1 protein-coding gene and 1 pseudogene (1 of these 2 running past the window's edge) are annotated in these 16,835 nt (G+C 74.1%); both read left to right on the plus strand.

The features are described from left to right. Window positions 1-3,740, plus strand: the 3' portion of a protein-coding gene (locus tag MYMAC_RS17970) for a non-ribosomal peptide synthase/polyketide synthase (protein WP_204817706.1). 13,405 nt of this gene lie to the left of the window's left edge; the window shows 3,740 of its 17,145 coding nt (coding positions 13,406-17,145); its start codon lies off the left edge, out of view; it ends in the stop codon at window positions 3,738-3,740. After that, a pseudogene (locus tag MYMAC_RS38665) lies at window positions 3,733-16,832 on the plus strand (amino acid adenylation domain-containing protein). The gene MYMAC_RS17970 and the pseudogene MYMAC_RS38665 overlap by 8 nt, the downstream one beginning before the upstream one ends. Window positions 16,833-16,835 lie beyond the last annotated feature (3 nt).

Raw genomic sequence — 16,835 nt, forward strand, 5'->3', positions numbered from 1 at the left:
TGGCGCGGGAGGATGACGCAGGGGGCTCGCGGCGCCTGGTGGCCTATGTCGTCACGGCGGCGGAGCGCGCCGCGACGCCCGCGGTGCTGCGCGCCTTCCTGGGCGCGCACCTGCCGGCGTACATGGTGCCGGCGGTCATCATGCCGCTGGAGCGCCTGCCGCTGACGCCCAACGGGAAGGTGGACCGCAAGGCGCTGCCGGCGCCGCGGGTCGAGACGGACGCCCACTCGTCAATGGGGCCCGAGGAGGCGCGGGTCGCCAGCCTCTTTGGCGAGCTGCTCGGCGTCGCCCGCGTCGGGGCGACGGACAGCTTCTTCGACCTGGGCGGGCACTCGCTGCTGGCCACGCGGGTCGTCACGCGGCTTCAGGCGTCCTTCGGCGTCGTCCTGACGCTGCGGGAGCTCTTCGACTCACCGACCGTGGCGGGGCTGGCCGAGCGCATCCGGCAGGTCCGCCGGTCTTCCGGTCCGGAGCGCCCGCCGCCCATCATCCCCGTCTCCAGGGACGCGCCGCTGCCGCTGTCCGCGATGCAGGAGCGCCTGTGGCTGCTGGAACAGCTCCAGCCCGGCACGGCGCTCTACAACGTCCCCTGGGCCGCGTGGCTCACCGGACCGCTGGACGTGCCCGCCCTGGAGCGGGCGCTCGCGGGGCTGTTCCTCCGTCACGAGGCGCTGAGGACCACCTTCGCCAGCAACGCGGGGGAGCCCGTGCAGGTCATCCACCCGAGCGCCGACGTGGCGCTCCCGGTCGTGGACCTGGGCGCGTTGCCGGAGGCGGAGCGGGAGGCGCAGGCGCTGCACGTCGCTTCGGAAGAAGCGCGCCGGCCGTTCGACCTGTCCAGCGGGCCGTTGTGCCGGGCGTTGCTCATCCGGACGGCGTCGGAGGCGCACCTGCTGGTCCTCACGCTGCATCACATCATCTCCGACGGGTGGTCCCTGGGGGTGGCCGTGCGGGAGCTGTCGGCGCTGTACGGGGCGGAGCTGCGGGGCCGACCCGCGGCGCTGCCAGCGCCCACGCTCCAGCCCGCGGACCACGCGGTGTGGCAGCGTGAGTGGCTCCAGGGAGAGGCGCTCTCCGCGCAGCTCGACTACTGGCGCGAGCAGCTCGCTGGAGCGCCCCCCGTCCTGGAGCTCCCCAAGGACTTCCCCCGGCCGGGCCTGCAACGCTTCCGGGGCGACACCCTGACCGTGCAGCTCCCCGCCGGGCTGTCCGAGTCCTTCCGTGCGCTGTGCGGGCGCGAAGGCGTCACGCCCTTCATGGGCCTGCTGGCCGCCTTCCAGCTCCTGCTGTCGCGCGTGTCGGGGCAGGAGGACGTGTGCGTGGGGGCGCCCATCGCGGGCCGGCAGCAGCCCGGGCTGGAGGACCTGATCGGCTTCTTCGTCAACACGCTGGTGTTGCGCGCGCGCCTGCCGCGGTCGCTGTCCTTCCGTGAGCTGCTGCGCCAGGTGCGGGAGACGACGCTGGAGGCCTACGCCCATCAGGACGTCCCGTTCGAGAAGCTGGTGGAGGCGCTGCAGCCGCCTCGCAGCCTGAGCCACGCGCCGCTGGTGCAGGTGGTGCTCGCGCTCCACGAGCCCGCGCGCCCGGACGCGGCGCCCGAGGGGCTCACCCTGCGCCCCGTGGAGCTGGCCTCGGGCACGTCGAAGTTCGACCTCACGCTGTCCCTGGTCGACGCCCCGGAGGGCTTCACGGGCACGCTGGAGTACGACGCGGACCTCTTCACCCGGGAGACGGCCGCGCGGCTGATGCAGGCGCTCCGGGTGTTGCTGGAGAGCGCGGTGGCCGACGCGGGCCAGCGGCTGGGCGCGCTGCCGATGATGGACGCGGCGGAGCGTCAGCGCCTGCTGGTGGCGTGGAACGACACCGCGGCGGAGTACCCCCGGGAGGCGGGGCTCGCGGCGCTCTTCGAGGCCCAGGCGGCCCGGTCGCCGGACGCGGTCGCGGTGGTCTGCGAGCCGGCGCAGCTCACGTACGGGGAGCTGGACCGGCGGGCGAACCAGCTCGCGGCGTACCTGCGCAAGCGGGGCGTGACGGTGGGGACCCCCGTGGGGCTGTGTGTCCAGCGCTCGCTCGACCTGGTGGTGGGGATGCTGGGAATCCTCAAGGCGGGCGGCGCCTACGTGCCGCTGGACCCCTCGTATCCCCGCGAGCGCCTGGCCTTCATGGTGGAGGACACGCGCGTGCCGGTGGTGCTGGCGCAGCGGTCCGTGCTGGCGCTGCTGCCCGCCAGCGGCGCGGACGTGGTGCTCCTGGACACGGCCTGGGAGGAGGTGGCGCGCGAGTCCCACGCGCCCCTCCACGTCGAGGTGCCCGCGGAGTCGCTGGCCTACGTCATGTACACGTCAGGCTCCACGGGGCAGCCGAAGGGCGTCTGCGTCCCGCAGCGCGCGGTGGCCCGGCTGGTGCTGGGCTCGCGCTTCGCGAGGTGGGGCGCGGACGAGGTCTTCCTCCAACTGGCGCCCATCTGCTTCGACGCCGCCACCTTCGAGCTGTGGGGCGCGCTGCTGCACGGCGCGAAGCTGGTCCTCTTCCCTGCGCAGCCGCCCACGGTGGACGCGCTCAAGGACGTCCTGGTCCGTCACGGCGTCACCACGCTGTGGCTGACGGCCGCGCTCTTCGAGGCGCTCTCCGCCGCGAGGCCGGACGCGCTGGACGGCGTGCGGCAGCTCCTGGCGGGCGGTGACGTGCTCCCTCCGGCCGCGGTGCGGGAGCGGCTCGCGCGGGGCGGCGTCCTGGTCAACGGGTATGGGCCCACCGAGGGCACGACGTTCACCTGCTGCCACGTGATGGAGGGGCGCGTCGCGCCGGGCCCCATCCCCATTGGCCGTCCCATCGCCAACACGCGCGTGTATGTGGTGGACGCGGGGTTGAGGCCGGTGCCCGTGGGCGTTCCGGGCGAGCTGCTCATCGGCGGAGACGGCCTGGCCTGGGGGTACCAGGGACAGGCGGCGCTGACGGCGGAGCGCTTCATCCCGGACCCGTTCGCCCAGGCGCCGGGTGGCCGGCTGTACCGCACGGGCGACCGCGTGCGGTACCGCGAGGACGGCGCGCTGGAGTTCCTGGAGCGCCTGGATGGGCAGGTGAAGGTGCGCGGCTACCGGGTGGAGCCGGGCGAGGTGGAGGAGGCGCTGCGCCAGCACCCGGCCGTGGCCGAGGCGGCGGTGGTGGCGCGGCCGGACCCCGCGGGAGGCAAGCGGCTGGTGGCGTACGCGGTGGCTCGGGCAGGGGAGGCGTTGGACCCACGGGGGCTGCGCGCCTTCCTGGCGGAGTCCCTGCCCGAGTTCATGGTGCCCGCTGCGCTGATGCCGCTGGCCGCGCTGCCGCTCACGCCCGTGGGCAAGCTGGACCGCGCCGCGTTGCCGGAGCCGGAGGTCGCGCGCCCGGCGGGCAGCGCCTTCGTGGAGCCCACCTCCGCGCTGGAGCGCCAGGTGGCGGGGCTCTGGGCGAAGGTGCTGGGCGTGGAGCGGGTCGGTGTGGAGGACCACTTCTTCGCGGACCTGGGCGGCAGCTCCATGTCCGTGGTCAAGGCGTGCGCATTGCTGCGCGACGAGCTGAAGCGCGACGTCCCGGCGACGCGCTTCTTTGAACATCCCACGGTCCGCGCGTTCACCCTGTCCCTGGAGCGGGACGGCGACGCGGCGGCAGACACCCAGGACAACGAGGCCCACGTGGATCGCGCCCAGCAGCGGCGTCAGGCGATCCGCCGTCAGGGCCGGCGAGGAAATCACGGCAATGGCTGAGCTTGATGACGTGCAGGGCGAGGACACCAGCAGCGACATCGCGGTCATCGGCATGGCGGGCCGCTTCCCGGGGGCCCGCGGCCTGGCGGACTTCTGGAGGAACGTCCGCGAGGGCGTGGAGTCCATCTCGTTCTTCTCCGAGGACGAACTGGAGCGCTCGCCGCTCATCCCTGAGGAGCTGTGGCGGCACCCGCGCTTCATCCGCGCGGGAGGCATCCTCGAAGGGGCGGATGACTTCGACCACGGCTTCTTCGACATCCCCCTGCGCGAGGCGCAGTGGATGGACCCCCAGCAGCGCGTCTTCCTCCAGTGCGCCTGGGCCGCGCTGGAGGACGCGGCGTATGACCCCACGCGCTACAAGGGGCGGATCTCGCTCTACGCGGGGGCGGGCGCGTCAGGCCACCTGCTGAACCTGCTGAGCGAGGCGCGGAAGGACGCCGGCGCGGGCCTGGAGCTGGCCACGGCGGGGCCGGAGAGCCTGGCGATGAAGGCGTCCTTCAAGCTCCAGCTCCGCGGGGAGAGCGTGGCCGTCTACACGGCGTGCTCCACGGGGCTGGTGGCCATCCACATGGCCTGCCAGAGCCTGCTGACGCGGCAGTCGGACATCGCGCTCGCGGGCGCGGTGCGCATCGCCAGTCCCCAGCGCACGGGCTACCTGCACCAGGACGGGCTCATCTTCTCGCCAGACGGTCACTGCCGCGCCTTCGACCACCGCGCGGGTGGCACCGTGGCGGGCAACGGCGCGGGCGTGGTGGTGCTGAAGCTGCTGTCGGACGCGCTGCGGGACGGTGACCACGTCCACGCCGTCATCAAGGGCTCCGCCGTCAACAACGACGGCCAGCAGAAGGTGGGGTACACGGCGCCGAGCATCGAGGGCCAGACGGAGGTCATCGCGGATGCGCTGGCCTATGCGGGCCTGGGGGCGGACGACATCGGCTATGTGGAGGCCCACGGCACGGGCACGTCCCTGGGCGACCCCATTGAAATCTCCGCGCTGACGCGCGCCTTCCGGAAGACGACGGAGCGCACGGGCTTCTGCGCCATCGGGTCGCTGAAGACGAACCTGGGGCACCTGGACGCGGCGGCGGGCGTGGCGGGCTTCATCAAGGTGGTGCTGTCGCTCCAGCACGGCGAGCTGCCGCCGAGCCTGCACTTCGAGCGCCCGAACCCCGAGATTGACTTCGAGCGCAGCCCCTTCTTCGTCAACACCGCGCTCACCGCGTGGCCCCAGGGCAACGCCCCGCGCCGCGCCGGGGTGAGCTCGTTTGGCATCGGCGGGACGAACGCCCACGTCGTGCTGGAGGAGGCGCCCCCGGAGGCGGCGAAGGCGCGCGGCCAGCGTCCATTGCACGTGGTGTCGCTGTCCGCCCGGACGCCGTCCGCCCTGGAGGTGATGGCGCGCGAGCTGGCCGCGCACGTGGTGTCCACGCCGGGGCTGGCGCTGGAGGACGTGGCCTTCACGCGCAACGTGGGGCGCCGCGCCTTCGAGCACCGGCGGGCGGTGGTGGCGGCGGACGCGGCCGAGCTGGCGGAGCGCCTGCGCAAGCCCGCGGCGGTGGAGGCGGGGCGCAACCGCCGGGTGGCCTTCCTCTTCCCGGGGCAGGGCTCGCAGGCGGTGGGCATGGGGCGCGAGCTGCATGCGACGGAGGCGGGCTTCCGGAAGGACGTGGACGCGGCGCTGGCGAGGCTGGAGCCGTCGCTGGCCGCCGAGGTGCGGGCGCTCCTGTTGCCCGCGAAGGGACAGGAGGACGCCGCGGCCCCGAGGCTGTCGGACCCGCGCGTCGCGCTGCCCGCGCTCTTCATCGTCGAGCACGCGCTGGCCCGGCTCTGGATGTCCTGGGGCGTCCGCCCCCAGGCGTTGTTGGGGCACAGCTTCGGGGAGTACGCCGCGGCCTGTGTGGCCGGTGTGCTGTCGCCGGAGGACGGGCTGCGCCTCGCGGTGGTGCGGGGCGCGCTCATGGCGCGGATGCCCGCCGGTGCGATGCTCGCGGTGGGCCTGGAGGAGGCGGAGGTCCTGCCGCTGCTGTCCGATGGGCTCGCGCTGGCGGCCGTCAACGGGGAGGGCCGATGCGTCGTGTCCGGCCCCGTGGCGGCCATCGAGGCGCTGCAGGCCACGCTGGCGAGCCGGGGCGTGGGCATGGTCCGGCTCCCGTCCGCCCACGCCTTCCATTCCAGCGCCGTGGAGTCGCTGATGGCGGACCTGGCGCGGGTGGTGTCCTCGCTGCGCCTCAAGGCGCCGGAGCTGCCCTTCGTCTCCAGCCTGACGGGGACGTGGATTCGCCCGGAGGAGGCCGTCGACCCCACGTATTGGGCCCGCCAGATGCGCCAGCCGGTGCGCTTCGCCCAGGGCCTGGAGACGCTGCTCGGGGACGGCTGCAGCGTGCTGCTGGAGGTGGGGCCCGGGACGGACCTCACGTCACTGGCCCGGGCTCGGACGCGCAAGGAGCGACACCTGGTTGTGACGCCCTCGCTGCGCCGCCGTCCCACGGAGGAGGACCTCCGCGGGCTCTTGCAGTCCGTGGGCGACCTGTGGGCCGCGGGGGTCGACGTGGCGTGGGACAAGGTCCATGGCGCGGAGGCGCGCCGCCGCGTCTCGCTGCCCACGTACCCCTTCGAGGAGAAGCCGTGCCGCCTGGAGTCCTCGGGCGCGCCGCTGGTGGTGCCCGCGACGTCCGCGCGCTCCACTCAGCCGGGGACGGCGCCAGGGCCCACCGTCACACCGGAGGCCGTGGCGCCCGCGTCCGTGGGGGAGATCCAGCAGCGCGTCATGGACATCTGGCGTGAGCGTCTGGGCGCGGTGGAGGTGGGGCCGGACGACGACTTCCTGGAGCTGGGAGGCAACTCGCTGATGGCGGCGCAGATGCTCACCCGCCTGCGGGAGACCTTCTCCGTCCAGCTCCCCCTGAGCGCGCTGTTCGAGGCGCCCACCGTGGCGGGCATCTCCGCGCGCATCGAGGCGATGCTCCAGGCGGCGCACCCGGCGGAGGGTGGGGCGGCCTCGGAAGCGATGGTGCGCATCGACCGCGCCGGCGAGCTGCCCCTGTCCGTCGTGCAGGAGCGGGTCTGGCGGATGGAGCAGCTCGACCCGGGCAACCCGTCCCTCAACATGCCGCTGGCGGTGCGCGTCTCCGGCGCGCTGGACGTTCCGGTCCTGGAGCGGAGCATCAACGAGGTCATCCGCAGGCACGAGATGCTGCGCGCGACGTACCGCGAGGAGGCGGGCCAGGTGCGGCAGCGGTTCGTCGCGGAGGTCCGCATCCAGGTCTCCGGGGTGGACCTGCGGAGCCACGCGGGGGACCGCGAGGCGGAGGCGCTGCGGCTGGCCCTGGAGGAGGCGGTGCGGCCGTTCTCGCTGGAGCACGGGCCCATCGTCCGCGCCAGCGTGCTGCGGCTGGCCGAAGCCGAGCACCTGCTGCTGCTGACGGTTCACCACATCGCGGCGGACACGCTGTCCATGGTGGCCTTCTTCCGCGAGGCCGCCGCGAACTACCACGCGTTCCTCGAGGGCAGGCCCGCGCCGTTGCCGGAGCTGGCGGTGCAGTACGTGGACGCGGCGGCCTGGGAGCGCCGCTCGCTCGCGGGGGGCTCGCTGGCGGCGCAGGAGGCCTACTGGCGCGAGGTGCTGGCGGACCTGCCGCCGTCGCTGGAGCTGGCCTCGGACAGGCCGCGTGGGACGGACTCGCGCCTCCGGGGCGCGCGCTTCCCCGTGGCCTTCCCGGCGGGGCTCAGCGCGGCGCTGGTGGCGTTCAGCCAGCGCGAGGGGGTGACGCCCTTCATGACGTTGCTGGCGGCCCTGTCGTCGGTGCTCGCCCGTTACTCCGGGCGCGAGGACATCGTGGTGGGGACGCCGGTGGGCAACCGCGCGCGGGGCGAGCTGGAGCCGCTCATCGGCTTCGTGGCCCACGCCATGGCCCTGCGCACCGACCTGTCCGGTGACCCGACGTTCCGCGAGCTGGTGGCCCGGGCCCGGGAGACGACGATTGGCGCGTCCAGCCACCAGGACGTGCCCTTCGAGCATGTGCTGCCGCGCGTGGCCCCGGGGAGAGACCCGGCGCGCTCGCGCCTGTGCGACGCCGCGCTGGTGCTGCACGCCCACGTCGCCACGGCGCCGCCTTCCGTGGCGGGCCTGGACATGGCGTTGGTGGAGGTCCCCGGGACGCCCGCGCAGTTCGGCGCCACGCTCGGCGAGCTGACGCTGCTGCTCAACGAGAGCGCCGCTGGCGGCTTCCACGGCTTCATCGAGTACGCCACCGACCTCTACGACGAGCCGCGCATCCAGCGCCTGTCCGCGCACCTCCAGACGCTGCTGGGCGCGGTCCTGGCGGATCCCGAGCTCCGGGTGTCGCGGATGCCGCTGGCCACGGACGAGGAGCGGCGCGCGTCGCTGGCAGGGCTCGGGGCCCGGAGCGTCGCGCCTGGCGCTCCGGCGCTGCTCGGCCCGGGGAGCGCGGGCGGGGCTGAGCCGGTGTGGGGGGAGGGCGTCCTGGCCCGGCTGGCGTCGTGGGTGGCGCGGACCCCCGACGCGGTGGCGATCAGCTCGGGAGGGCGCCGCCTGACGTGGCGGGAGCTGGCGGCTCGGGCCCAGGGGATCGCGGCCCGCTTGAAGCAGGAGGGCGTGGGTGTGGACGTGCCGGTCGCGGTGCGCGTCACGCCGTCCGTGGAGACCCTCATCGCGCTTTGGGGGGTGCTGGGCGCGGGCGGGGCCTGCCTGCCGGTGACGGCTGGAGACGTCGCGGAGCTGGCGTCACTCCTCCCCGCGCAGGGGCCTCGGTGGTTGCTGGTGTCCCGGGAGGCGGACGTGCCGGCCCTGCCGAAGGGCGTCCGGGCGCTCGCGGTGGCGTCGGTCGAGGCGGGGGATGCGGCGGTGGAGTTCGTGCGCTCCGGGCAGTTGGCCTTCATCGTCCCCGCGCCCGACGCGCTGGGGGGCCGGGGCCGCGTCATGTTGAGTCACCTCAACGTGGCGCAGGTCCTGGCGTCCATGGACGCGCGGCTGGACGTGGGTGAGGGGGCGTGTGGTTGGCGGCGGGCGGCCCTGCGTCGGACCCGGCGGGACTGGACCTGTTGTGGGCGCTGGCCCGCGGCATGCGGGTCGTCGTTCCTCCCGAGCCCCTCGCCGCGCGCTTCGCGGTCCTGGGCCGCGAGCCGGACACGCGGCGCCCCCTGGACTTCAGCCTGTCCTACTTCGCCAATGACGAGGACTCGCTGGGCGAGGAGAAGTACGAGCTGCTGCTCGAAGGCGCGAAGTTCGCGGACGCGCATGGCTTCTCCGCCGTCTGGACGCCGGAGCGCCGCTTCCACTCGTTCGGCGGCCTGTACCCGCAGCCCTCGGTGGTGGGCGGCGCGCTGGCGATGCTCACGCGCCGCGTGCAGATTCGCGCGGGCAGCGTGGTGCTGCCGCTCCATGACCCCATCGAGGTCGCCGAGCAGTGGTCCGTGGTGGACAACCTGTCTCGTGGCCGCGTGGGGTTGTCGTTCGCCACGGGGTGGCACGCGAACGACTTCTCGCTGTCGCCGGGCACCTTCGACCGCAGGCGCGAGGTGCTCATCGAGCGTCTGGAGGAGGTGCGGCGGCTGTGGCGGGGCGGCACGGTGCTGCGGCGCAACGGGGCCGGCCACGAGGTGGAGCTGGCGCTGCGGCCCAAGCCGAAGCAGGCGGAGCTGCCGGTCTGGCTGACGTCCACCGGCAACCCGGAGACCTTCCGGAAGGCGGGCGAGGTGGGGGCGGGCATCCTCACCAACGTGCTGGGCCTGGGCTCCAACCTGGACGAGCTGGCGGCGAAGGTGGCGCTGTACCGCGAGACGTACCGCAAGGCCGGGCACCGGTCCGGACGGGGCCAGGTCACGTTGATGCTCCACACCTTCCTCGGCGAGGACCTGGACGCGGTGCGCGAGGCGGTGCGCGAACCGCTGCTGCGCTACTTCCGCAGCTCGGTGGACGTGTTCGCCAACCTGGTGGCCAGCCAGGGCCTCCAGGTGGACGTGCGAGGCCTCACGCCGGAGGACGTGGAGGTGATGCTCGCCCAGGGGGTGGAGCACTACATCCGCGAGGGCGGCCTCTTCGGCTCGGTGGAGGACTGCGCGCGCGTGGTGGAGCGCGTGCGCGCCCTGGACGTGGACGAGATTGCCTGCCTCGTCGACTTCGGCGTCGAGCTGGAGCCGATGATGTCCAGCCTGCGCCTGCTGGACGTGCTGCGGCAGCGCAGCCAGGTGCGGGCGCCGCCGGCCGAGGCGGTGCTGACGGAGGGGGACGCCGGGTCCGGCGCGTTGTTGGCGCTGGTCCGCGACGAGGGCGTCACCACGCTGCGCTGCGCGCCGTCCCAGGCGCGCGCGCTGGCGGCGCTGCCCGGGGCGGAAGACGCTGTGCGCGGCGTCCGCCTCTGGGTGCTCGGCGGCGACCCCGAGCGCGTCACCCCCCCGGCGCGGAGCGTGACGGTGGAGGCCTCCCTGGTGGGGGCGGCGTGGCCGTCCGCCGCGTCGGCGCCCGCGTATGTGCGGGACGCCTCGGGCGAGCCGGTGCCCGTGGGCGTGGTGGGGGAGCTGGCCCTGGGCGGCGCGGCGGTGCCGCTCGGCTTCTGGAACGACGCCGAGGCCACGCGGGCGCGCTTCATCACCGTCCCTGGCACGGGTGAGCGCTTCTTCGTGACGGGCCAGAAGGCCCGCTTCCGCGCCCCCGGCGAGGTCGAGCTCGTGGCGCCCGGACGTGCGACGAAGGCGCGGCGTCCAGCCGCGCAGCCGGCTCGCGACACGGTGGGGACGCGCCCCGCCGCCGCGCGGGCGGTGGTCCCGGACGCGCCCTCCGCGACGTCCACGCCGGTGGTGCGCGTGGGTCGGGACAAGCCGCTGCCGCTGTCCTTCCCGCAGCAGCGCATCTGGTACCTCCACCAGCTCGATCCGGCGGGCATCGCGTACAACAACACCGTCACGCTGCGGCTCGACGGCGCGGTGGACGAAGGACTCCTGGAGGCCGCGCTGAACGCGCTGGTGGACCGGCATGAGGTCCTTCGCACCACCTTCGCGCTCGAGGACGGAGGCGCGCATCAGGTGATCGCGCCGTCCATGCCGCTGGTGCTGGAGCGGCTGACGGCGCGCGGGGAGACGCTGGCGGCGCGCGAGGCGGATGCCCTGACGCTGGCCCTGGCCGAGGCGCGCAAGCCCTTCGACCTGGAGCACGGGCCGGTGATGCGGGCCGTGCACATCCGTGTCGGCGAGGCCGTGTCGGTGTTGCACCTGACGCTGCATCACATCGCCTCGGATGGCTGGTCCGGAGGCGTGCTCTTCCGCGAGCTCGTGGCGGGCTATGGGGCGCTCGCGGCGGGCCGGCCGTCGCCGCTGCCCGAGCTGCCCGTGCAGTACGCGGACTACGCCGCGTGGCAGCGCGGGTGGCTGGAGGGGCCAGGCATGGAGGCCCAGCTCGCGTACTGGAAGCAGCAGCTCGCGGGCGCGCAGGTGCTGGAGCTCCCGACGGACCGACCTCGCCCCGCGCGGTGGACGGGGCGGGGCGGCCGGCTCGGGGTCTCCGTGGACAAGCCGTTGATGGACGCGGTGTGGGCGGTGGGCCGCCGCGAGGGGGCCACGCCCTTCATGGTGCTGACGGCGGCGTTCCAGACGCTGCTGCACCGGTACTCGGGGCAGGACGACATCATCGTCGGGACGTCCGCCGCCGGCCGCAACCGGCCCGAGCTCGAAGGGCTCATCGGCTGCTTCCTCAACACGCTCGCCATCCGGGGCGACTTCTCCCGGGCGCCCACCTTCGTGGAGCTGCTCCGTCAGGTGAAGCGGGCGTCGATTGGCGCATACGCGCACCAGGAGATTCCGTTCGAGCGGCTGGTGGACGAGCTGCGCGTGCCGCGTGACCCGAGCCGGATGCCCCTGGTCCAGGCGATGCTCACGTTCCACAACACGCCGCCCGTGGAGGTCCGCACGCCGGGGCTGGGCGTGAAGATGCTGGAGCTGGACATCGGCGCCACCAAGGTGGACCTGTCGCTGGAGCTGCGGGAGACGCCGGAGGGCCTCACGGGGGGGCTGGAGTACCCGGCGGACCTGTTCGACCTGTCCACGGTGGAGGCGCTGTGGGAGCGCTTCGTGCGGCTGCTCCAGGGCATCGCCGCGAACCCGTCGCGGCGGGTGTCGGAGCTGCCCCTGCTGTCGGAGGTGGAGCGTCAGCGGATGCTGGTGGCGTGGAATGACACCCGCGCCCCCGTCCCGGAGGGCGCGACCCTGCATGGCCTGTTCGAGGCGCAGGCCCGGCGCACGCCCGACGCGGTGGCGGTGGTGGCCGAGGCGCAGCGCCTCACGTACGCCGAGCTGGACGCCCGGGCCAACCAGCTCGCGCACCACCTGCGCACGCTGGGCGTGGGGCCGGAGGTCCGCGTGGGCTTGTGCGCGGAGCGCACCGCGGAGCTGGTGGTGGGGCTCCTGGGCGTGTTGAAGGCGGGCGGCGCGTTCGTCCCGCTGGACCCCGCCTATCCCACGGCCCGGCTGACGCACATGATGCGGGACGCCGGCCTGTCCGTGGTGGTGACGGTGGACGCCATCGCGGACGTGCTCCCCGCCGGGGGCGAGCTGCTCGTCGCGCTGGACGCGGAGTGGGGCCACATCGCGCGCAACCCCGTGGAGCCACCCCAGGTGGGCGCGCTGCCGGAGCACCTGGCATACGTCATCTACACGTCCGGCTCGACCGGCGTGCCGAAGGGCGTGCTGGTGCCGCACCACGGGCTCTGCAACACCCTGGGCACCGTCATCCGCGCCCATGGCGTGGGGCCGGGGCGGCGCGTGCTCCAGGCGGCGGCGCTCGGCTTCGATGCGTCCGTGCTGGAGGTGCTGTCCACGCTGGTGGCCGGGGCGGAGCTGCACCTCGTCTCCCGCGAATCGCTGCTCCCCGGCGCCCCGCTCCGCGAGGTGTTGGAGGCGCGAGGCATCACCACGGTGACGCTCACCCCGTCCTCGTTGTCGCAGTTGGAGCCGGAGGGGCTCCCCACGCTGGAGACGGTCATCTCGGCCGGTGAGGCCTGCACGCCAGCGCTGGCGCGGCGGTGGAAGCCGGGGCGCCGGTTGCTCAACGGCTACGGCCCCACGGAGGCGTCCGTCTGCGCCACGCTCTCCACCGAGCTGGACGTGGAGCGCCCGGACATCGGCCGGCCTGTCGCGAACATGCGCGCGTATGTGTTGGATGGCTGGGGACAGCCCGTTCCGCCCGGTGTCCCGGGCGAGCTGTACCTGGGGGGCCCGGGCGTGGCGCGTGGCTACCTGGGCAGGCCGGAGCTCACGGCGGAGCGCTTCGTCCCGGACGCCCTGTCTGGAGAGGCCGGAGCGAGGCTGTACCGGACGGGCGACCGGGTCCGCTTCCTCGCGGACGGACGGCTGGAGTACCTGGGGCGCACGGACTTCCAGGTGAAGCTGCGCGGCTTCCGCATCGAGCTGGGGGAGGTGGAGGCGGCGCTGCGGCAGCACCCCGAGGTGCGTGACGCGGTGGCGGTCGTCCGGGAGGACTCGCCGGGCGCGCGCAGGTTGGTGGGCTACGTGGTGCACGGCGCCGGGCTGGAGGCCCCGGCGCTGCGCGCCTTCTTGAAGGAGCGGCTGCCCGAGCACCTGGTGCCCGCGGCCTTCGTGTCCCTGGAGGCGTTCCCGTTGTCACCCAGCGGGAAGGTGGACCGCGCCGCGCTGCCGGCGCCGGACGCCGCGCGCGCGGGGGTGGGGACGGGGTACGTGGAGCCGCGCACCGAGGCGGAGAAGACGCTGGCCGCGCTCTGGGCCCAGGTGCTGGGCGTGGAGCGGGTGGGCCTGCACGACAACTTCTTCGAGCTGGGCGGAGACTCCATCCTGGGCATCCAGATTGTCTCGCGCGCGAAGGCGCTGGGGCTGGAGCTGGAGCCCGCCACGCTCTTCGAGCGGCAGACGCTGGTGGAGCTGGCCGCCGCCGCGGGGAAGGCGAAGGCCAGCGTCGCGGAGCAGGGGCTGGTGGAAGGCGCCGTGCCGCTGACGCCCATGCAGCGCATCTTCTTCGACGCGTGGGCGCCGCCTCGGCCGCACCACTACAACCTGGCCGCGGTGCTGGAGGTGCGCCGTCCCGTGGATGCGGCGCTCCTGGAGGAGGCGTTGCGGGCGCTGGTGTCGCACCATGACGCGCTTCGCTCGCGCTTCACACGGGCGCCGGACGGCTGGCGGCAGTCCATCGCGGGCGTGCCGGAGCGGGTGCCCGTCAGGCGCGTGGACATATCCGCCGTGCCGGAGGCGGAGCAGGGCGCGGCGCTGGAGGCCGTGGGCGCGGAGGTCCACGGGAGCCTGGACCTGGGTGAAGGCCTGCTGCTGCGGGCGGCCCTGTTCGAGCGCGGGGCGGGGCGCGCCGCCCGGCTGCTGCTGGTGGTGCACCACCTGGCGGTGGATGGCGTCTCGCTGCGACCGCTGCTGGAGGACCTGGAGACGGCGTACTCGCAGGTGGAGCGTGGCGCGCCCGTCGTGCTTCCCCCCAAGACGACGTCCTTCAAGGCGTGGGCGGAGCGGCTGGTGGCACACGCGCGCTCGGACGCGCTCGCGCGCGAGCTGCCGCTCTGGAAAACCTCGCGAGACGTGCCGTCGCTGCCGGTGGACCTGCCCGGTGGGGAGGACGTGGTGGGCTCGGAGGCCCAGGTGACGGTGTCGCTCGGCGTGGACGAGACGAAGGCGTTGCTGGGGGAGGTGCCGTCGGCGTACCGGGCGCGCGTGGACGAGGTGCTGCTCACGGCCGTGGCACGGGCGGTGTCTCGCTGGACGGGGAGCCGCGAGGTGCGGTTGGAGCTGGAGGGCCACGGGCGCGAGGCGCTCTTCGACGACGTGGACCTGTCGCGCACGGTGGGCTGGTTCACCAGCACCTTCCCCCTGGAGGTGGCGCTGCCTGAGGCGGGCAGTCCTGGAGACGCGCTGCGGGCCTTGCGCGATGCCCGGCGGCTGCTGCCGGTGAACGGCATTGGCTATGGGTTGCTGCGCTACCTGCGTGACGACACGGCTGAAAGCTTGAAGGCCGCGCCGCGCGCGGAGGTGGGCTTCAACTACCTGGGACAGCTCGACGCCGCGGCGCGAGGCTCGGAGCGATTCGCCCTCACGGAGGAGGCGAGCGGCCCATGGCACGGCGCCGGCGGCCAGCGGCCGCACCGGCTCGAAGTGAACGCCGTGGTGAGCGAGGGCCGGCTGAAGGTGACCTGGGTCTACGGCGCGCAGGTCCACCACCGGGCCACCATTGAAGCGGTCGCCGCGGACTTCCTGGCGTCGCTGCGGGAGCTGATGGACGGGCGCGGGACGCCGGATGCGGCGCGCCGGACTCCGGGAGACTTCCCGCTCGCGCGGCTGTCGTCCGCGGCCCTGGAGCGCCTGCTGCGGCGGTTCCCGGACGTGGAGGACGTGTACCCGCTCACGTCGCTCCAGCAGGGCATGCTCTTCCACGTGGCGCTGGCCCCGAAGGGCTCGGGGGTCTTCCACGAGCAGCTCGCGTGGACGTCGCGGGGCAAGGCGGACCTGCCCGCGCTGCGGAGGGCATGGGCGGAGGTCATCGCGCGTAACGCCGTCCTGCGGACGTCCTTCATCCACGAAGGGCTGCCCGAGCCGCTCCAGGTGGTCCACGGGGAGGTGGAGCTGCCCTGGACGGAGCATGACCTGCGCGGTGTCCCCGCGGAGGCGCAGCGCGCCCGGGTGGCGGCCCTGGTGGAGGAGGACCGCGTCCGTGGCTTCTCGCTGGCGCCCGCGCCGCTGGTCCGGATGCAGGTGGTCCGGCTGGGAGATGAGGAGTACCGCTTCCTCTGGAGCCACCATCACCTGGTGATGGACGGCTGGAGCGTGGGGGTGATGTTGCAGGAGGTCTTCGCCTGCTACGCGGCGTTCATCGAGGGCCGCGAGCCCGCCCTGCCGCGCCCCGCGGCGTGGCGTGACTACATCGCCTGGCTCCAACGGCAGTCGCTGGCGCGGGCCGAGGCGTTCTGGCGCGAGGAGCTCGCCGGCTTCACCGCCCCGACGCCGCTGCCCGGGGTGCGGCCCGCCGCTCCCGGCGTGGACGCCGCCGTGACGGGGGAGGAGAAGCTGTGGCTGTCGCAGGAGGCCACGGCGGCGCTCCAGGCCTTCGCCCGGCGCAACGCGGTGACGCTCAACACGTTGACGCAGGGCGCCTGGGCGCTGCTCCTGGGACGGCATGCGGGCCAGCAGGACGTCGTCTTCGGCGCCACCGTCTCCGGGCGGCCCGTGGACCTGCCCGACGCGGAGTCCATGGTGGGCCTGTTCATCAACTCGCTCCCCATCCGCGTGGGGCTGCCTCCCGAGGCGCCGGTGGTGCCCTGGCTGCAGCGGCTCCAGGCGCGGCAGCTGGAGCTGCGGAAGTACGAGCACAGCCCGCTGGTCCAGGTGAAGGGCTGGAGTGAGCTGCCGCGCGGCCTGCCGCTCTTCGACAGCCTGCTCATCTTCGAGAACTACCCGCTCGACACCTCGCTGGGGCAGCGCGTCCCCGGGTTGGAGGTGCGGGACGTGGAGAGCCATGAGCAGGGCAACCATCCGCTCATCGCGTACGTGGTGCCCGGAGACCGGCTGCGCCTGAGTCTGGCGTATGCGCCCGCGCTGGTGAACGCGGACGAGGTGGCCCGCCTGCTGGAGCGCTGGCGCGTCCTCCTGGAGTCCCTCGTCTCCGGCGCGGAGCGCCTCTCCGACGTGGCAGCGCAGGTGGAGGGGCCCGCGCTCCAGGCCCGTGGGGCGTCCTCGGCGCAGGCGGTGAAGTACGTCGCGCCCGCGACGCCAGAGGAGCTGGCGCTGGCGGGCATCTGGACGGAGCTGCTGGGCCAGCCGCGCGTCGGCGCGCTGGACGACTTCTTCGCCCTGGGCGGTCAACCGGAGATGGCCGAGCAGGTCGTCGCGCGGGTGCGCGAGGCGCTGGGGGTGGAGTTGCCGCGGACCGCGGTGTTCGAGGCGCCCACGCTGGCCGGGTTGGCGGAGGTGGTGGTCCGGATGGCGGGGGCGATGCGGCGGCTCGCGGATGACCCGACGTCGCGGGTGTCGGGAGCGCTGGACCCGGCGGCCCTGGAGCAGTTGTCCGACGAGGAACTGGACGCGTTGCTGGACGCGACCGAGGGGGAGGGCTGAACC

This window comes from Corallococcus macrosporus DSM 14697, assembly GCF_002305895.1.
Lineage (GTDB): Bacteria > Myxococcota > Myxococcia > Myxococcales > Myxococcaceae > Myxococcus > Myxococcus macrosporus.